The organism is Siminovitchia sp. FSL W7-1587, assembly GCF_037963795.1.
Taxonomy (GTDB): domain Bacteria; phylum Bacillota; class Bacilli; order Bacillales; family Bacillaceae_C; genus Siminovitchia; species Siminovitchia thermophila.
Window position 1 is genome coordinate 2,144,941 of sequence record NZ_CP150169.1, and the last position, 19,266, is coordinate 2,164,206.

Here is a 19,266-nt window from a genome sequence, read left to right on the forward strand (position 1 = left end):
CCGTAGCCTCGAGGATTGCGAATCCGAATAAAAAACCGGGCTTCTTCACTTTCATTTTTGAATCAGGTTTAAGTATGTTGGGGCCTTGAGCTCGTGTATAGGAAATTGGAATCGAAATGAATAAGTGAAGAACTTTCATCACTAAGAGAGAAAAGAGGTAGTTAAATGGGAACAGTAATGGCTTTAGATGTATCAATGGGGAAAAGCTACAAGGTTGTTTACGACGATCAACAGTGTCTTTCTGAAGGTGAAGTAATACATAGTCAAGCTGGTTTTCAGGAACTCTTGGATGAAATATATACACTTCCTGAAGATTTGATGCTTGTCTTTGAATCTACTGGAATTTACTCTAAGACGCTAGAAACATTCTGTCAAAAAAATCAATTACGTTATTGTTTATTGAACCCCTTGGCAGCCAAAAAGCAATTAGAACAAGGGACATTACGAAGCTGGAAAACAGACAAACATGACGCCCATAAATTGGCCCAAGTTCATCGACAAAATGATCGACCAGAAAAATTAGACCAACCAGATATTTATCATGATATACGTGATTTATCTCGCTTTTATCAAGAAGTAGAAGAGGATATAAAGCGTACACGGATGTATTTGCATAATGCGTTACAATTAAGTTTTCCAGAACTTGAGAGATTCTTTTCTAGTAGAGTCACACCTTATGCACTTACACTAATCGATTTATTTCCACATCCAGATTTTGTATTACAAACAAGTAAAACAAAAATAAAAAACCTTTTGATAAGAAGTACCACTAAAAAGATATCCGAGAATCGTGCGAAGCAGAATGCAAGTGAAATTTTTGAATACGCCAAAGAGTCTTATCCAGCTGTTTCATCAAGTAGTGTTCAAACTCAAAAGGTTCAATATTACGCAAGACAACTTCTTCAACGATTAGAAGAAAAAGAAAAGGTTTCTAAACAAATGACCGAGAAAGCCAAACAACTTCCAGAGTTTGAGTTACTCATAAGTTTTCCAGGCATTGGTGACATAAGTGCAGCACTCTTTATTGGTGAAATCGGCGACCTATCACGTTTTTCTGATCATAAGAAAGTAAATGCCTTTATTGGGATTGATATTCGGAGATACCAATCAGGAAAATATGCAGGCCAGGATCACATTAATAAGCGTGGTAATCCAAAAGGAAGAAAAATTTTATATTTCATTGTCCGGAACATGATTCGTCAACAAAAAGCAGCACCAAATCACATTGTAGATTACTATTACAAATTAAAAAAACAACCTCATCCGAAGAAGGACAAGGTTGCGGTAGTAGCTTGCATGAACAAGCTACTAAAATGTATTTATTCCATGGTCAGGAACAATACGAAGTACGATTATTCGTACACGGCCTCTATGGACCAATAAATCAATTAGATTATATCACATATCACACCTCAATTTAAAAATAAAATACTTGAGGTTTATTTCTTATGCCCAGATATTCCATACAAAGTAAATTGAAAAGTATTATAAAGATACTTGACTAATCGTAGGAAATGAGGCTGGAACATAAGCAAATACGAAATAGCAAAAACCGAACAATTCATTTATAGTTGTTCGGTTTATTTGTGTTTAAAAAATCCCTATCATCGCTACGTCAAAATACCTCGCTTTCCGCGGGCACGGCTTCAGCTTCCTCGGAAAGCAAAGGTCGCCTTCCTGCGGGATCTTCAGCTCGAACTATTCCCGCAGGAGTCTACCTATTTTGACTACGCTAAAAGCTTGCGTATGATACACTGGGACAATTTATCCGGCATGTAAGGTGCCGTAAGACCCCCACTTCAAAATCTGGAATGAATATAAAAGGTCTAAGTGGGAGATAACGGCACCTAAATGCCCGATTGGTTCAACTAACATTCGGTAGGAGCCCTATTGAATGAAGTTTCACTTTATCCGGCATGTAAGGTGCCGTAAGACCCCCACTTCAAAATCTGGAATGAATATAAAAGGTCTAAGTGGGAGATAACGGCACCTAAATGCCCGATTGGTTCAACTAACATTCAGTAGGAGCCCTATTGAATGAAGTTTCACTTTATCCGGCATGTAAGGTGCCGTAAGACTCACACTTCAAAATCTGGAGTGAATATAAAAGGTCTAAGTGGGAGGTAACGGTACCTAAATGCCCGATTGGTTCAACTAACATTCAGTAGGAGCCCTACTGAATGAAGTTTCACTTTATTGTTCGTTTTTTCATCAGCTGATTTAGTTGTGTCCCAGCCCCAAAATAAATCAGTCGTAGAAAAACGAACCATTTTTCTACGACTGATTTTGCATTTGTAGGGTTTCCTCCTGAAAGTAGCCGGCGGATGCCCGCTACTTTCAAGAAGTTGTGGGCAAGGGCCACGAACCCGAATTCCAAGTGGACCTTTTCAAGGCTCCGAAGGGAAAATCGGCGGAACGACCGATTGCACTTGATGTGACCGAACACATTTTCCACCAATCAAATTTACGCTTTTTGTTTTGATAATGATAGAAAAGTAACTAGCAGTATGAGTGAATAGAAGAATATCCAAAGAAAGGGAATGAACTCCAGTTGGGAAATAGATTCTCCTGTCCAGTCTAACAATGATACGTGTGTCATTAATGCTGGAGGGAGGAGCCAAACCATGTTCTCCAATGGAGCGGGTAAAAGCTTTTGAATTCCAATGGCCGCAATAGATAAAATGAGCGCTAGTGCAAGCCCTCCATAAGAATTCACTGTGCTTTCCATGACTCCCTTACTAAACAAACTGGCAAGCATGATTCCCAATGTTGCCAATAAAATATGATTGAGAATAGACATGAAACCGAGTGTAAATGTCACTGATTCATTAAACATATTAAAAATGATCGGGTATACAAAAGCGTATATCGCGAGTAGGATAGAAATGAGCCAAATAGAAATGATTTTAGCTAGATAATAGCGATAACTGCTTCCGATATGGAGAATCATCAGTTGTCTCTGTATAGGGGGATCAAGTGCGAGCATACTAACACTAATCCAAGCAGAAATAACATATACGACTAACGCAGTTACGGCATAACTATCAACAACTGGATTAGGTGTATATGTATAAAAAACAAAAATGACAATGATGAAGGTTGATATAGGTGGAAAATATTTCTGGGAACGAAAAAAGTCCTGCAATGTATATTTTATTAGATCTATCAATCCAATCTCTCCTCTTCGTGTGATAGATAAGTTAACTTATTCCTCTTCATATATATTTAATGTGGAAACCGTTTTAATGCTTCCTTGTGAATGAAGAATCTTTAAGAGGATTTCATCACAATGTTCGGCAGATACATGCAGATACCGTTCACTTCCTTTTTCCTCCATACGCAATACGCCATCCCACTCCATCATATGAACATGAGCGTTCTCCATGTGTTCAACAACAATTAATTTAATAGATTCTTTACTCCTATCTGTTTTCGAGATAAGACCATTATGTAAATAATACGTACGATTGATGATAGATTCAAAAATATTAGATTCATGGTAACTTAATACAATTGAACTTCCCTCATCCCGGAGTTTTACAAGTGTCTATACTAAATCCTGCTGCGCTTGATAATCGAGACCAGATAGAGGCTCGTCCAATATGATTAATTCGGGATCATTTAAAATGGCTTGTATAATACCAACCTTTTGAATATTCCCTTTCGATAGCTCCATAATACGCTGGTTATTTAATGTTTCAAGTTGAAATCGCTGTAGGTAATGTTCGATTCGTTCTTGAAGATTTTCCTTTGAAATGCCACTTATTTTCCCCATATAATATAAATACTCACGTGGTGTGAAACGAAGATGTTTAGGAAATCGTTCAGGGACATAACCAATTCGGATATGTTTGTCAGAATAAATAATACGCCCTGAACTAGGTTGTTCAATACCAGCTATTAGCCGCAGCAACGTGCTTTTTCCTGTACCATTGCCACCAAGTATCGCTATAATCTGATTTTCTTCAATGGAAAGTGAGATTTCACGCAAGACTTGTTTCTTTTTATAATTTTTGTTCACTTTCTCAAGCTCAACAAGTATTCTCATAGATTTACCATCCTTTATGTTCGCCCAAATACGACATTTTAGTGTGAACATACCACATCCCGAATAAAACGTTGGCACTGCCTTTTCCGTTCCTAATATATCACACGCCATTCATTTCTGGTGATCCAAGAGCAGACGCCCCACTTTCGCCCCTTCTCTCAATGCCATTTCTTTCCGAAAAATACTGGACTGGATGTTCTGCCGGTATTTCTTTCGACCTCCACTTTGATTGCTTCTTTCTTTATGAATACGCTTCATCACTTTTCACTTTTATTTTGTACTACACACCTATCCATCTTGACTAGCCTATATTTAAAATGCAAGTATTAACGGCCTTTCATCTTCTTTTGAAATATATATACTGCTAATATTGTAATTCCCACGCCATAACCTGCTATCCACCATAAATGTGGAAAGAGGTTGGCATAATCTCCCCGAATCATCGCTTTTCCCATCTCAACAGCATGCACAAATGGTAAAGCATAAGCGATTTTTTCCAACCGGCCGCCAACTAATTCTAAACTAAACCATGTCCCCGACAGCCAGGCCGTTACGTTTGTCAATAGCGCCCCGCAAATTCCCGCTACTGCTTTTTCGTTGAAAATGGTTCCACATAAAAGTCCTATACCTATAAATAAAATGGCTACTGGCAAGATAGTGATAATCGCTAGTAAAACATTCCACGTAAACTCCATCCCCAATATGATTGCCAGGCCATAACAAAGCATTGTCTGTACCAATGCCATCGGAATTAAGGGCAACGTATAGCCGAGTATAAAATCATATGCTGTCATGGGAGTCGTAAATAAACGGGTTAAAAAATCACTTTCCCGATCCTTGGAGATGATTTGAGCCGAAAACAGGGTCATAAAGGATAAACCAAAGACCGCCATGCCGGGCGTTAAACTGCTAATATCAAATAAGTTATTCGGGATATTTTGGTTAATGAGATTTAGTAATAATAATATAATAACCGGAAACGCTACACCAAAGAACAACGATATGGGATCACGAATGATTTCTTTCGTTGTGCGCGAACCAAACTGCATCATTTTCATATCGACCCCTCACCCACTAAATCAATAAACGCATCCTCAAAAGACTGCGCAGATGTTTGTGCGATTAATTCTTTTGCTGTCCCAAGTGCTTTCACTTCGCCTCGTTTTAAAATACAGATACGATCTGACAGACTTTCCGCTTCCTCCAAATAATGCGTCGTTAGAATAATCGTAACCCTTCCTTTTAACCCTTTAATCACTTTCCAAAGTTCACGTCTTGCTAAAATATCAAGCCCTAGTGTCGGTTCATCTAAAAATAAAATATCTGGCTCACTGATCAATGCCATCGCAATACTTAAACGGCGCTTCCATCCTCCCGATAAGGTTTTACTTCGTTGCTTTTCAAAAGGGATAAGCAAAAAAGTACCCATTACTTCTTTCAGCTTTCTCTCACGATCTTTTTTTGAAAAACCATGTGCGCCCGCCATTAGTTCTAAATTTTCATATACGGTTAAATTCGGCGCAATCGCTGTTTCTTGCGGAGAAACAGCGATGAGTTTTTTCACTTGAGCCGCTTCTTTCATGACATCGTACCCAAAAATAAACGCTTTACCACTTGTTAGCTTCACTAAACAAGATAGCATTTTAATAAGGGTTGATTTCCCGGCTCCATTGACACCGAGTATCGAAAATACTTCTCCTTTTTGAATAGTAAAAGAAACATCATTAACAACCTTTTTGTCGCCATATGTTTTCGTTACATGATTTGTTTCAATTGCGGTCATTCGTCTTCCTCCTTTTTGCGAAGGAGTACATTCGGTGGAAAAAATCCTTGCATATAACTTTGTGGGACAATCGCAAGACCTCGTTCTTCATCACCAACAATAACTAGTGTTTCTCCCGCTTCTATATGAAACATCTCCCGCGCCTTTTTAGGAATAACAATTTGCCCGCGCTCTCCAACCGTTGCCACACCAAAAAAATGCTTCCCCTTCGGCGGAATCGATATACCAGACTCTCGCTCGTTATAGTTCACTAAATTATCAATCGTAACATCATACAGTTCTGCTAGTTTGATACAGAAATGGATATCAGGTGTGGAATCTCCCCTTTCCCATTTAGCAACTACTTGGCGGGTGACGCCCAGCTTTTCTGCTACTTCCTCCTGTGTATAATGATGCTGCAGTCGCAGCCGTTTCAAATTCATATGTATCATACATTTCACACCTCCCATCACCAGTATGCTTTACATGACCGTGACCGTCTATCAACAAAGAGTAACATCTATGTTCGAATTTGTTGCCTACAAACAACTTATTAAAAGCAACATGGAATTAGGTAAAAGGAGTAATGGATATGTTATTTACATTTGAAGCCGAATGAAGAATATGTAAAATACAAAACAAACTTCTTTAAGGGTATTTGATACGAGTATCATCATATTTTCTAAACACAATACTGTTCAGTCAGAAATGGCATTCGCTAATTTTTCCCCCATAAAAAACAGACTACCTCATCATAAATGAGATGGCCTGTAAACGTTGAAAAAATGAAGGTCTTGAGAAATACACTTCTAAATTGCAAGCATATCTAATCCATTTATAGCAATAATTAGTAAAAATATAAATGGATAAAAACGTGGAAGGTTATTGAAAAAATCATAATAATTCAACCAGTTAAGAACCAAAAGTGATAGATGTTAGTTGAATACAATATGAAGTATTCTATTTATTTCTAGTTCACATTTATATCTGTTATATTCTCTTCAATCATTTAATTTCATTCTGAATTACTACCAATATGAAGCCTATCTTACCATGGAAAAGCGTTAAAAACATAGCGATTAAAAACTAGTACAATCAACACTTTTAGAAAATCTATTGTATATAAACAACTTATTGAATCATGAAATGGTCATTGAATCGCCACTATTACCTACAATCAATCAATTCTTAGACAAAATGTTAATATGGAAAGAATAAGTATTCAACAAACGGAGGCAGATTGTTTGGAAAAAGGTAGTTTGAAAAAACGATGGATTTTTTGGTGGATTGTTAACTTATTTTGGATTGTTCTTTTTGCAGTAGGTACAGCTGTTGTTTGGTTAAGAGAAGTTGATGGCGCTGGTGCTATCCCAAACACCTGAACTTAAATTAGTCGCTTTTATAGTATTGTTAATTGCGTTTATAATTCCAGTAATTATTCAGATTGTATGGCTAATTATTAATTTGAAAATGGGCAGGAATAATTAAGCAGTTGGTGCGATTGTGGAATAAAAGAAAACTTCTTGAAACATTAAAGAATCTGGGACATGAGCAAATACGAAATAGCAAAAACCGAACAATTCATTTATAGTTGTTCGGTTTATTTGTGTTTAAAAATCCCTATCATCACTACGTCAAAATATTTCGCTTTCCGCGGGCACGGCTTCAGCTTCCTCGGAAAGCAAAGACCGCTTTCCTGCGGGATCTTCAGCTCGAGCTATTCCCGCAGGAGTCTACATATTTTGACTACGCTAAAAGCGTGCGTATTATACACTAGGACAATTTATCCCGCATGTAAGGTGCCGTAAGACTCCCACTTCAAAATCTTGAGTGAATACAAAAGATCTAAGTGGGAGAAAACGGCACCTAAATGCCCGATTGGTTCAACTAACATTCAGTAGGAGCCCTACTGAATGAAGTTTCACTTTATTGTTCGTTTTTTCATCAGCTGATTTAGTTGTGTCCCGGCCTCTTTTTTGCCTAGTATCTATAACATTAACTTATTAGATAGTTGTTTGATAAATGTACATATCATCGTTGACATGTATACCTTGGATAGATTGCTTTCAAATGATCCCCTGGTTTCTACCATACTCTATTAAGCTTTCATAAGGATCGCCACTTAATTTCAATAAATAGGCAAAGGCAGGTTCTGTTTTATAACCCTGCTTTTTTAACTTAATTACCTTTTCTTTAAGACCATTCACATTTTTTATTAGAAAATATTCTATAACCATGTGCAAATAAGCGTTTTGCTCTTGCACTGGAATTGATTGTCCAAAAAGTTCGATTTCCACCCCTTTATAAAAAAAACTGGATTTAACAACTTTATTATTTTTTATTACTTTTACTTTTATGTGAAAAGAATCATAAAAACTATACTTTTCTTTTAACATATTTTTATAAACTTTGAAATCCTTTACTTCCATAATGATATCAAGGTCTGAATCTGGAAGGCTGATATCGAGCGGAACGGTTCCACAAAGAACTGGATTGAATATTTTTAACTCTTCAAATATATTTAATTCACGCAAATGGTAGTATGCTTGTTTTTGTTTCGCACTTCCTACTTTAAGGTAATTAATATCTGTAAAATCCAATCCTATCCCTCCATTTTATACTTCTCTCAAAGGATCATAACAAATCAAAAAATAAATTTCAAAATGAACAATGAGAGCTTTCGGAGTATATTTTTATTTCGATTTGTTTTGTATAAGTTAATATGGTTAAGGTATAGATGAAAAACATCTATGTTCGAATTAAGAAAAAATGGGAAAACCCAACCATAAACATTCTCACCCTTATAAACAATCGTATTATAAGAGACAAAAAAGAAAAGCATTTTTAACCTAAAGTCAAAAATGCTTTACCTGCAAGGCCAATATTTATAAAGCGCTAGTGCAGAACCATACCCGCATTTCCATGAGAGAATCCGATGTATGGGTCGTTATTTGTATTACCGCAGCGCCGAGCGATACCCTGCTTTTGATGCGTTGCATTCCGTGATGACAAATGAATTTAATTTCGCCAGCCAGCGTATTGGAAAGGAAACTATTATGCAAACATTAAAATGCTGTAAGTAGGTTCTTAATAATGAAAGCTAATCCTTCACATTCAACGGGTCCACTCTTTTTGTAGCCACTCTCTTTTTATAGATAACATAGCTTCTATTTAAATAGCGAATGGGGAAACTAAATGCGTGCACAAGCCTTGTAAACGGCCAGACAACAAATAAGCTAAAAGTAGCATATATATGAATCTTAAACCAAATTGGAACTGTCACCATCAATTCCGGTTGTACGTGAAAAGTGAGTATACCTCGAAGCCATGGAGAAATAGTCGTTCGATAATCAAATCCTTGTGAATCGATATTGAAGCTCGTAGCCAGCATCCCCGTCGTAATTGCCAATAATACAAACAGTAAACTAACCCAATCGCTCCATGAAGTTGTTGCTTTAATTCGTTTGACACTCATTCTTCGATACAGTAAAAGAAAAGCTCCCAATAGAGCAACGAATCCAGCTGGTAATCCAAAACTAATAGCAACTATATGATACATTTTTTCCGTTATACCAAGGGAATTATAAAACTCAACTGGAACTATGATGCCTAAAAAATGTCCACCTAATACAATAAAAATGCCGAAATGAAATAGTAAAGACCCTACTCGCAAGCGCTTTTTTTCTAAGAACTCACTGGATTTTGATGTCCAGCCAAGCTGATCTTTTTGATAGCGGTAAATATGTCCACCAATAAATATAGTTAAAACAATATATGGGAAAATTCCCCATAATAATAGATTTAACATGTTCATCTACCTCTTTTCAATAAGCGCATTTGATTGTTTGCATTCGTCTATATTGACTCCATTTACGTCCATTTGGATAAAAAGCGCATCTAATAACAATCCATAATCATTATTCATAGAATGTAGCTTTTCACGTAGTAACCAAATCGCTCCTCCATAATTTGCAAGTAACTCATTACTTTGTTTAGTAGGAACTTGTGCGCAAAACTCCAGCATGGCAGGTAAATAGTCAGGAAGTTCTTTATCAGTAACGGTAAAGCCAGCTTGTTGATAGATTTTTTTTAATTGCAGTAGCTCCATACCTCTTTCCCGTTTTTCCCCTTGTTTTAAATACGTAACATACAAATTCGTTGCTCTGCCAAAGTCAAATGTTTCAATGTATCTATCGAGCCAATCTGTAGAACTACTGTTATTGACTGCTTCTACAAACTTGACTAGTTTTTCTTTCAGCGGTTCATAAGTAATCTGCTCTATTTCAAGCTTTACGTCGGGCAACCCCTCTTCCCAACGACGATCAGGGTACTGCAAAAGAAAAGATATCAGTTGATAATTCAACGCTGGATTCATAAAAAGCCGTCCTTTCATGGTTTCAAATGATATTTATAATAGGATACAGCGCCTCATCTATTAGATGAATCTACAATCAGTAGGCTGTTCTTTTATCTCCTACTGATTGTGTACCTCTTTGGTGTGTCATAAAGACATCTGAACAAATCAGACATTTGGGTGCTAATTAGACGCTTTGGAAAAAAATCATTCTGAAGTTTACATGGACCTTATATTCAACATCTCCGCTATTTAAAAACACGATCACGAAAATACGCCACAACTTCCTGGGCCGCCTTCAAAGTCTAAGCCACACATCCCCTGTTCACTATAAAGATCAGCTATTTCTTCTTTGTGACTCATCGGAATAACAAAACGATCATTGTATTTGGCAATGGCCAATAACCGATACATCTCTTGGATATCTTCTTTTTTTAGCCCGAGTTCTGTAATCAAATCAAGATGAAATGCTTTACCAGTTACTTCCGCCCGCATATAACTTCGCATCACTGCCATCTTTTTCAACACTTTGCGAATTACATCCGTATCTCCGGCGGTTAATAAATTCGCTAAATATTCAATTGGGATACGCATATGATCAATTGCAGGAAAGATATCATCTGTAGCCACTCCGCTTTCCTTTCCTTCAATCGTATTCATGATTGGACTAAGCGGAGGAATGTACCATACCATTGGCAATGTTCGATACTCTGGATGTAAAGGTAACGCAATCTCCCAATCTATAACCATCTTGTATAAGGGAGATTTTTGGGCAGCTTCTATCCAATCCATGGGAATGCCCTCTTTTTTTGCTTCAGCAATCACTTCAGGATCGTGGGGATCCAAAAAGATAGTTTTTTGTGCTTCATATAGTTTTTTTTCATTTTCTATAGAAGCCGCCTCAAGCACTTTATCCGCATCGTACAGCATGACCCCGATATAACGAATTCTTCCTACACAAGTTTCGGAACAAATGGTAGGTTGGCCATTTTCTAATCTTGGAAAGCATAGGTTGCATTTTTCCGCTTTATGTGTTTTCCAATTAAAATATACTTTTTTATACGGACAAGAGGTGACACAATGTCTCCAAGCTCGACATGCATTTTGGTCAACAAGTACAATTCCATCCTCTTCACGCTTGTACATGGCACCAGATGGGCAAGCAGAAACGCATGCCGGATTCATGCAATGTTCACAAATCCGCGGTAAATACATCATAAATACGTCTTCAAACTCTGTCTTAATCCCTTCTTCCATTTGTACAACGTTTGGGTCACTTAACCCAGTGACATGGCTACCAGCTAGATCATCTTCCCAGTTTGGCCCCCATATCAAGTCCATGTACTCTCCAGTAAGTGCTGATTTTGCTCTGGCTACTGGCTGATGTTGTTTTTCTGGTGCATTCGTTAATGTTTCATAATCATAATTCCAGGGCTCATAATAATCATCTAATTCAGGCTGATATGGGTTGTAAAACAAATCGACAAGCCGCTTTGCTTTTGACCCAGATTGCAATGTCAATTTTCCATCCTTTAACTTCCAGCCGCCTTTATATTTTTCTTGATCTTCCCAATGCTTTGGGTACCCAATACCAGGCTTCGTTTCGACATTATTAAAATACATATATTCTGCTCCAGGGCGATTTGTCCACGTGTTTTTACATGTAACACTACAAGTATGGCAACCAATACATTTGTCGAGATTCATTACCATCCCTGTTTGTGCTTTAATTTTCAAGCCAATCTACCTCCTTCAACTTTCTAATCACGACATTTAAATCTCGCTGATTTCCAGTTGGTCCGTAGTAATTAAATCCGTAACTAAGCTGCGCATATCCACCAATCATATGAGTTGGTTTTACATGAATACGCGTAGGGCTATTGTGTGTTCCACCACGGTTATCTGTTAATTTGGTACCAGGAGTGTGGATATGACGATCTTGTGCATGGTGCATAAACGCCATAGTTTGTGGAATACGGTGAGAAACAACTGCTCGCGCTACAACAACGCCATTTTGGTTAAAACATTCAATCCAATCATTGTCTTGCACATCTATTTCTTGCGCATCATCTTTATTTAACCAAATCGTTGGACCTCCTCTAAATAGCGTCAACATTGGTTGCGAATCAAAAAACATGCTATGAATAGACCATTTATTGTGAGGTGTCAAATAGTTCAGTACAATCTCTTTCCCTTCTATTTCTGGACGCTTTGTCCGAAATGGTTGATGATTCAAGATCGGTTTATACACCGCCATCTGTTCTCCAAATTCCTTCATCAGTTCATGATCCAAAAAGAATGATTGTCGCCCAGTTAACGTTCGAAACGGTATTTTTCTTTCTATATTCGTCGTAAATGGCGAATATCTTCTGCCGCCTTTTTCTGAACCAGTAAATGCCGGAGAAGTGATTACAGTCTTTGGCTGTGCTGTAATTTGGTCAAATGTAAATAATTCTTCTGCTCTATCAGCCGCCAAATCCTTAAGCTGAAGGTTTGTTTGTTTCTCTAATGCTTCCCAAGCTTTCACTGCAACCTTTCCATTTGTCGTAGAAGAAAGCATGAGAATTGCTTCACAAGCATCTTTCGCATTTGTAATATCCGGACACCCGTTTGCTATACTCCCATCCTTTATCGTTCCTATTTTCCGTTTAATTTGTTCATACTCTTTTTCCATCTTCCAGTTAATCCCTTTTCCGCCATAGGGCTTGCTGGCAATATTCGGACCAAGGGCTGTCATCTTCGTATAGATTTCCTTATAATCTCTTTCTACCACATGAATTTGTGGCATTGTTTTACCAGGAATCGGTTCACATTCTCCTTTAGACCAGTCCTTAATTTCTCCAAATGGTTGGGCTATTTCTTCGGTTGTGTCATGGTTTAATGGAGTCGCTACAATTTCTTTCATTGGTTCCATATTTATTGTTTTTGCCAAATCCGAAACGGCTTTCGCCAATGCTTTGAAAATATCCCAATCCGATTTCGACTCCCACGGTGAAGCGATAGCAGGGTTAAAGGGATGCACAAAAGGATGCATATCCGTGCTGGATAAATCATATTTTTCATACCAAGTAGCTGCCGGCAAAATTACATCGGAATATAACGCTGTACCAGCCATTCGAAAGTCCAAATTAATTAACAAATCCAATTTACCTTCGGGAGCTTCTTCTCGCCAGTTAATCTCTTCTGGACGCACCGTGCCCTCATCCGTATTTAACAACCCGTGTGAGGTGCCTAACAAATATTTCAGAAAGTATTCATGTCCCTTTCCCGAACTGGAAATTAAATTTGCTCTCCATACAAATAAATTTCTCGGAAAATTCTTTGGGTCATCAGGGTCTTCAATCGCAAATGTAAGTTTCTTTTGTTTTAGTTGTTCAGCTACATATTCTCTTATTTCCTCTATTGTCTCACTTCCGTTTTCAACGGCTTCCTGATATAAATCGATCCCATTCTGATTAAACGTAGGATATGATGGAAGCCATCCCAGCCTTGCGGCTAAGACATTATAATCTCCATGATGATCGTATCTTGCTTTCTCCACATTAGCTCCGGTGAGCTGACTGACTGCCGTTTCCTCAAATCTCCACTGAGAGGTGGCAAAGTAAAAGAAAGAAGTTCCATTTTGCAACTTTGGCGGACCTCCCCAATCTTTGGCAGTTGCTATTTGTGTCCATCCTTCAACAGGGCGTAATTTCTCTTGTCCTACATAGTGCGCCCAGCCGCCTCCGTTGACACCTTGGGCTCCTACCATCATGACAAGGTTTACCACCGCGCGATAAATGGTGTCAGAATTGAACCAGTGATTTATCCCGGCGCCCATAATGATCATCGATCGTCCTTTTGTATCAATCGCATTTTGAGCAAATTCGCGCGCGATTTTAATGACTGATTCTCGATCAATACCAGTAATTTTTTCTTGCCATGCAGGTGTAAAGGGAGCCTCTTCATCATAAGACTTGGCAACATTACCACCTATTCCTCGATTTATGCCATAATTTGCCAGCATCAAATCATAAACAGTGGTGACATACTCTTTCTTTCCATTTATAATTATTTCTTTTGCTGGCACTGCTCGTTGCATTAATTTATGCTCTTCATTGTCAAAGTAAGGCAAATCAACTTCTACTACTTTGTCTTCTTGCCCTAGAAAACTGAGAACAGGTTCTATTTCTTCTCCTGTTTTTTCATCAATTAATAACAGATTCCACTTTCCTTCTTCATCCCACCTAGAACCAATCGTACCTTGTGGGATCGCAAATTCTCCCGTTTTTTCATTACACATTGCTGGTTTCCATTCACTATGTTCACAATCTATGCTAAGATCTTTAGCCTGCAAAAATCGGTCAGCTACATAGTTTTGTTTACCTTTTTTTAATCGAACGATAAAAGGGAAGTCGGTATATTCCTTAGCGTATGATTCAAAATAAGGCGTCTTTTGCTTGTCATAAAATTCATTTAAAATCACATGCCCCATTGCCATTGCAACAGCACCGTCTGTTCCTTGTTTCACTGACAACCAATCATCCGAAAATTTCGTCGATTCCGCGTAATCCGGACTAACTGATACTACTTTTGTTCCTTTATATCGCGCCTCAGCTAAAAAATGCGCATCAGGAGTACGGGTTAAAGGCACGTTTGACCCCCAAGTAATAATATATCCCGCATTAAACCAATCCGAGCTTTCTGGCACATCCGTTTGATCCCCCCAAATTTGCGGTGAAGCTGGCGGCAAATCTGCATACCAGTCATAAAAGCTTAGCATCGGTCCGCCAATCAAAGACATAAACCGGCTGCCGGCAGCATGACTAATCATTGACATCGCAGGAATTGGTGAAAAACCAATATTGCGATCAGGGCCATATTTAATCACTGTATACAGTACAGAGGCTGCAACGAGTTGCGTTATTTCCTCCCACTCTACTCGTACTAATCCACCTTTTCCTCTTGCAGTTTTATATCTCCTTGCTTTTTCTTTATTTTCCACAATACTTTTCCAAGCTTCTAAAGGATGCTCATGCTCTGTTAAAGCTTCTCGCCATAATTCTAATAATTTTTTTCGAACATATGGATATTTAACTCTAAGTGGACTATATAAATACCACGAAAAACTGGCCCCTCTCGGGCAACCTCTTGGTTCAAATTCAGGCATATCTGGTCCTGTTGTCGGATAATCTAAATGCTGCCCTTCCCAAGTGACGATTCCATCCTTAACATAAATATTCCAGCTGCATGATCCAGTACAATTCACTCCATGAGTAGAGCGAACCACTTTATCATGTTGCCACCTTCTCCGATACACATTTTCCCATTCTCTATTTCCTGCTTGTAATTGACTATGTTGATTTGAATAATTTTCTATTGGCTTCACATAATTTAAACGGCGCCATAGCGGTGAGCGTTTCTTCTTCATCGAAATCCCTCCAATAAGTTGCTTTAACCCCATTTAAACACCAGCCTAAAAAGAAAGGTGTGATCTGGATCACACCCCCATTTTTTAATTATTTATATGATGAACATAACTTAGTACGAGAGGGATGAAGAGATGATGACAAAAAAGCCAAGTATTCAGGTTTCCCTGCAAACATCTAGTCTTATTGCCGGCTTTATGATTTGGGTATTAATATCTTCCTTGATGCCAAGCATTAAAGAAGACATTGCATTAACAGCTGGACAAGTGTCATTGGTTACAGCTATCCCGGTTATTTTAGGTTCCGTTCTTCGTGTTCCTGTAGGTTTTTTCACAAATAGATTTGGTGCCAGAATGATAAACATCATCAGCTTTCTCATATTGTTACCGCCAGTATTTTATATAAGCAGGGCTGATTCGTTTTTGGATTTAGTATTAGGAGGATTTTTCATTGGAGTAGGCGGGGCTACTTTTTCCATTGGAGTAACTTCATTGCCAAAATATTATCCAAAAGAAAAACATGGACTCATTAATGGCATATATGGGATTGGTAATATCGGCACTGCCGTATCTACTTTCTTAGCACCTATTGTTGCACAACACTTAGGATGGCAAAAAACCGTTCAGCTTTATCTCATACTTATTTTAGCCTTTCTAGTATTGAATCTCGTGTTTGGCGATAAGAAAGAGGCTAAAATAAACACCTCTATGTCAGAACAAATTAAAAAAGTATACAACAATTCAACGTTGTGGTTCCTATGCTTATTTTATTTTATAACTTTTGGAGCGTTTGTTGCGTTTACTGTATTTCTACCAAACTTCCTAGTAACCAATTTCGATTTAACTTCTGTCGATGCCGGTATACGGACAGCCATCTTTATTGCAGTTGCTACAGCACTTAGACCAATAGGTGGATGGTTAGCAGATAAATGTAATGCTTACATTATTCTCATATTTGTATTTGTTGGTGTAGGGTTATCAGGGATTCTATTATCATTTTCTCCAAATATAGAGTGGTATACGATCGGTTCCCTCTCTGTTGCCGTTAGTGTTGGTATAGGAAACGGAACAGTCTTCAAACTTGTACCACTTTATTTTTCCAAACAAGCTGGGATTGTAAACGGTGTTGTGGCCGCAATGGGAGGATTGGGAGGATTCTTTCCACCACTTATATTATCTATCGTATTTAATATAACTGGTCACTATGCCATTGGATTCATGGCACTTTCCCAATTTGCTTTCATAAGCTTGATTATTGTTATCTTTATGTATTATAAAGATCAAAAAAATATAGAAAGAAAAATTTTAGAAGGTACTGTAGAAGGTATAATGGTAACAAATAAACATGGTGAGATTGAATATGTAAATACGGCATTTAGTAACATCACCGGCTATTCGAAAGATGATGTGATCGGGAACAAGCCTAGTATTTTACATTCTGGAAAGCAGGATAAGGCTTATTATGAAAAAATGTGGGATGACATAAATAACCAGGGATTTTGGCAAGGAGAAATATGGAATAAACGAAAGAATGACGAAATTTATAAAGAATGGTTACATATCACTTGTATTAAAAATGATTCTGGATCGGTGCAATACTATGTAGGTATGTTTAACGATCTATCAATGAATCATAAATAAAGTGGAAGTTCGTAGCGGAAGTTGGCTTTTACAGGCATTAGAATAGGCATGCAAAACGATGATATTGTTGCATTGCGTCTTACACTTCTGTGTTCACAACCCAGCTGATAGGAACAAATGAGATAGTGAGGTTGAGGTACCGTTATTCCTCAGTGGAATTTTTGTTGCTAATTCCATTAGGTAGCCACGGCACCTTTGTAGTTAGGAAAGAGTTTTAACTTAGCTGATCGAAATAATTATATGCAGATGTCAAGAAATCATTTTAAAATTTTGTGTAAAAATACGAGCGATAACGGGGTTTTTTGCTGAATCTCATTGCAAAACAAAAAAAGAAAAGCCCGTTATCGCTTAATTAATATTGCAAATATCAATAGAACAGTACTCACAACCTATTTCATCCCTAAGAAACTTGGAGTTTTTAATTAATATTCTTCCATCTTTTTCAATTGAAATAACATCCCATTTTTTTAACTGACTAAGCATCCGGTTAATGCTTTCTCTTGTTGCTGCGCAGAAACGGGCTAATTCTCTATTGGTGAATGCCATATTAATAAGAATTCCTTTCGGATGAATGACGCCATAACTGTTTGATAACCGAATTAGGGTGGAGTACAGCGCGCCTTTTTTGCCGTTTAAAAGCAAATCTCTAATCTTCGTTTGGAATTTGCGCATATGGTCAGCTTCCCATTTCATGAATTCAAGAGCTAAAGACGGATTAGAGAGTAATTCTTTTTCTATTCTCTCTTTATTTAGCATGATGACTTCACCGGAGTGAATAATTTCAGCACTTAAAAAGTAAGTGGCGTTATCACTGAATAAAATAAGCTCACCAACTATATCGCCACTATTACATACCCTTAGCAACAACTCTTTACCATCAGCAGTCAGTTTGGAAATTTGAATTTGACCAGATTTAATTAGATATATTTCATTTGCGTCATCACCTTCATGAAACAAATGGCTTCCTTCATGAATTGGTTTTACTGTACCTATTTCATTTAACATGATGGCTAAGGCTGAGGGCTCTTTCTCTGTTACTTTTGGTAACTTATTTATGAATTCATTATCCATGGAATACTCCTTTCTCTTTCTGTTGAAAAGCAGTTTTCCTATTGCAAGGGGTTTATTTTTTCTGCGGATTGCTAGTACCGTAAAAATATCACTTAAAAACGTTTGAAAGAAAATGTTGTGTTCTTTCATTTAGGCTCTATTGTATTACCCAGATCCCGCAAAAGTAGGAATCTTTCCGGCATCTTGCGTACAAATGATTAGGTGTTAAGTTAATCATCTATATCAATTGTAACATGCAATGATATTCATTCATTGTTGGGTGTATCAATAATTTTGTGTCTATATCCATTTTAATGCACCTCGGGAACAACCTCCTTAAGAACAATTTATGAAATTTAGAGAAAATCCTGTTTGGTAGAATGGGGAGGAGGTATTTAATGAAAGTTCTAACGGACCATTAGGCCGTCCCTTGCACGATTTAAGGATTTCTGTAACTGCCCGCTGTAATCTTGGTGCCTAAAGAGATATTTGGTACAGATTTTAAATTTATGCTAAGAGAGGAGCTTCTTTATTTTGAAGAGATAGAAAGAATGGTGAAAATTTTGGTGCCACTTGGCGTCAGGAAGATTCGTTTGACTAGTGAGAGCCATTATTGCGCAACGATTTACCTATATGATTGAAAAGTTATTTCATATAGAAGGAACAGAAGATATTGCTGTAACGCCCCATGCTTCCTTTAAAACTTTGCTGATTTCAACTTAACTGAGGCATTCCTATCTATTACATGGAGATTAACAAAGTAAACCGTAAAAGAATACAAATCACCCACTAGTCTTTTGACTGCCCCCTGTCAAGTAGACAGTGAAATAATAAAAATGATGTAAGCGGCTTTAATTCTAGATTCTATAGGGATGAGTTCGTTTAATCATGATTATAAAAATATATATATACTCATCCACCGCTTTAGATAGCTCCTCAAATGTCTCATACTTATGTAAATAATGCTTTTCGCTTTTAAGTATTTTAATAATTTAGGGGATGGT

General features: G+C 37.6%; 15 protein-coding genes and 2 pseudogenes. 4 read left to right on the forward strand and 13 right to left on the reverse strand.

The genetic code is table 11. From position 1 onward, the window contains the following. Positions 1–165 precede the first annotated feature (165 nt). The gene (locus tag NST31_RS09865; RefSeq protein WP_339161619.1) at positions 166–1,383 is read left to right on the forward strand and encodes an IS110 family transposase; all 1,218 of its coding nucleotides are present in this window, start codon (positions 166–168) and stop codon (positions 1,381–1,383) included. Between the two features lie 805 nt (positions 1,384–2,188). Here the strand turns inward: NST31_RS09865 and NST31_RS09870 are convergent. The 7 genes and pseudogenes from NST31_RS09870 to NST31_RS09900 form a co-directional block, all read right to left on the reverse strand. Beyond that, positions 2,189–2,455 (reverse strand): annotated as a pseudogene (locus NST31_RS09870) (transposase); the annotation flags it as partial. 9 nt (positions 2,456–2,464) lie between these two features. Continuing rightward, positions 2,465–3,169 carry a hypothetical protein gene (locus tag NST31_RS09875; RefSeq protein WP_077111604.1) on the reverse strand — a complete coding sequence of 235 codons (705 nt, stop codon included), beginning with the start codon at positions 3,167–3,169 and terminating at the stop codon, positions 2,465–2,467. Between the two features lie 36 nt (positions 3,170–3,205). After that, a complete protein-coding gene (locus NST31_RS09880; protein WP_171973891.1) occupies positions 3,206–3,364 on the reverse strand; it encodes a hypothetical protein in 159 nt (52 codons plus the stop codon). A 183-nt stretch (positions 3,365–3,547) separates the two neighbouring features. Next, on the reverse strand, positions 3,548–4,048 hold the full coding sequence (locus NST31_RS09885) for an ABC transporter ATP-binding protein (RefSeq protein ID WP_171973890.1): 501 nt from the start codon (positions 4,046–4,048) through the stop codon (positions 3,548–3,550). 326 nt (positions 4,049–4,374) lie between these two features. Next, positions 4,375–5,100: an ABC transporter permease gene (locus tag NST31_RS09890; RefSeq protein ID WP_339165306.1), complete on the reverse strand. Its 726-nt coding sequence runs from the start codon at positions 5,098–5,100 to the stop codon at positions 4,375–4,377. A gap of 2 nt (positions 5,101–5,102) precedes the next feature. After that, positions 5,103–5,831, reverse strand: a complete 729-nt coding sequence (locus NST31_RS09895) for an ABC transporter ATP-binding protein (protein WP_077111600.1) — start codon at positions 5,829–5,831, stop codon at positions 5,103–5,105. Continuing rightward, a complete protein-coding gene (locus NST31_RS09900) occupies positions 5,828–6,262 on the reverse strand; it encodes a helix-turn-helix transcriptional regulator (protein ID WP_077111599.1) in 435 nt (144 codons plus the stop codon). The genes NST31_RS09895 and NST31_RS09900 overlap by 4 nt, the downstream gene beginning before the upstream one ends. Positions 6,263–7,069: 807 nt before the next feature. Between NST31_RS09900 and NST31_RS09905 the strand changes: the two are divergent. Further along, positions 7,070–7,298, forward strand: a pseudogene (locus NST31_RS09905) (DUF3923 family protein). Positions 7,299–7,876: 578 nt separating this feature from the next. Here the strand turns inward: NST31_RS09905 and NST31_RS09910 are convergent. The 5 genes from NST31_RS09910 to NST31_RS09930 form a co-directional block, all read right to left on the reverse strand. Next, entirely contained in the window at positions 7,877–8,410 is a 534-nt protein-coding gene (locus tag NST31_RS09910; RefSeq protein WP_077111598.1) for a DUF4269 domain-containing protein, read from the reverse strand. A 500-nt stretch (positions 8,411–8,910) separates the two neighbouring features. After that, positions 8,911–9,618: a respiratory nitrate reductase subunit gamma gene (gene narI, locus NST31_RS09915; protein WP_077111597.1), complete on the reverse strand. Its 708-nt coding sequence runs from the start codon at positions 9,616–9,618 to the stop codon at positions 8,911–8,913. Between the two features lie 6 nt (positions 9,619–9,624). Then, positions 9,625–10,185, reverse strand: coding sequence for a nitrate reductase molybdenum cofactor assembly chaperone (gene narJ, locus NST31_RS09920; RefSeq protein WP_077111596.1), 561 nt, complete (start codon positions 10,183–10,185; stop codon positions 9,625–9,627). A gap of 243 nt (positions 10,186–10,428) precedes the next feature. Continuing rightward, a complete protein-coding gene (gene narH, locus NST31_RS09925) occupies positions 10,429–11,901 on the reverse strand; it encodes a nitrate reductase subunit beta (protein ID WP_077111595.1) in 1,473 nt (490 codons plus the stop codon). Then, positions 11,891–15,574, reverse strand: coding sequence for a nitrate reductase subunit alpha (locus tag NST31_RS09930; protein WP_339165309.1), 3,684 nt, complete (start codon positions 15,572–15,574; stop codon positions 11,891–11,893). Before NST31_RS09930 ends, narH begins: the two co-directional genes overlap by 11 nt. A gap of 135 nt (positions 15,575–15,709) precedes the next feature. Between NST31_RS09930 and NST31_RS09935 the strand changes: the two genes are divergently transcribed. Further along, positions 15,710–17,212: a nitrate/nitrite transporter gene (locus tag NST31_RS09935; RefSeq protein WP_077111609.1), complete on the forward strand. Its 1,503-nt coding sequence runs from the start codon at positions 15,710–15,712 to the stop codon at positions 17,210–17,212. 348 nt (positions 17,213–17,560) lie between these two features. Here the strand turns inward: NST31_RS09935 and NST31_RS09940 are convergent, their stop codons facing one another. Next, entirely contained in the window at positions 17,561–18,217 is a 657-nt protein-coding gene (locus NST31_RS09940) for a Crp/Fnr family transcriptional regulator (RefSeq protein ID WP_339165517.1), read from the reverse strand. Between the two features lie 645 nt (positions 18,218–18,862). On the opposite strand from NST31_RS09940, the gene NST31_RS09945 reads away from it, so the two are divergent. After that, the gene (locus NST31_RS09945; RefSeq protein ID WP_339165310.1) at positions 18,863–18,985 is read left to right on the forward strand and encodes a hypothetical protein; all 123 of its coding nucleotides are present in this window, start codon (positions 18,863–18,865) and stop codon (positions 18,983–18,985) included. Positions 18,986–19,266: the final 281 nt, after the last annotated feature.

Bases quoted from the DNA above. Each gene is read 5' to 3' on its own strand.
- NST31_RS09865 (WP_339161619.1), top strand. From the start codon at position 166: ATGGGAACAGTAATGGCTTTAGATGTATCAATGGGGAAAAGCTACAAG.
- NST31_RS09880 (WP_171973891.1), bottom strand. From the start codon at position 3,364: ATGATGGAGTGGGATGGCGTATTGCGTATGGAGGAAAAAGGAAGTGAA.
- NST31_RS09885 (WP_171973890.1), bottom strand. From the start codon at position 4,048: ATGAGAATACTTGTTGAGCTTGAGAAAGTGAACAAAAATTATAAAAAG.
- NST31_RS09890 (WP_339165306.1), bottom strand. From the start codon at position 5,100: ATGATGCAGTTTGGTTCGCGCACAACGAAAGAAATCATTCGTGATCCC.
- NST31_RS09895 (WP_077111600.1), bottom strand. From the start codon at position 5,831: ATGACCGCAATTGAAACAAATCATGTAACGAAAACATATGGCGACAAA.
- NST31_RS09900 (WP_077111599.1), bottom strand. From the start codon at position 6,262: ATGATACATATGAATTTGAAACGGCTGCGACTGCAGCATCATTATACA.
- narI (WP_077111597.1), bottom strand. From the start codon at position 9,618: ATGTTAAATCTATTATTATGGGGAATTTTCCCATATATTGTTTTAACT.
- narJ (WP_077111596.1), bottom strand. From the start codon at position 10,185: ATGAATCCAGCGTTGAATTATCAACTGATATCTTTTCTTTTGCAGTAC.
- NST31_RS09930 (WP_339165309.1), bottom strand. From the start codon at position 15,574: ATGAAGAAGAAACGCTCACCGCTATGGCGCCGTTTAAATTATGTGAAG.
- NST31_RS09935 (WP_077111609.1), top strand. From the start codon at position 15,710: ATGACAAAAAAGCCAAGTATTCAGGTTTCCCTGCAAACATCTAGTCTT.
- NST31_RS09940 (WP_339165517.1), bottom strand. From the start codon at position 18,217: ATGTTAAATGAAATAGGTACAGTAAAACCAATTCATGAAGGAAGCCAT.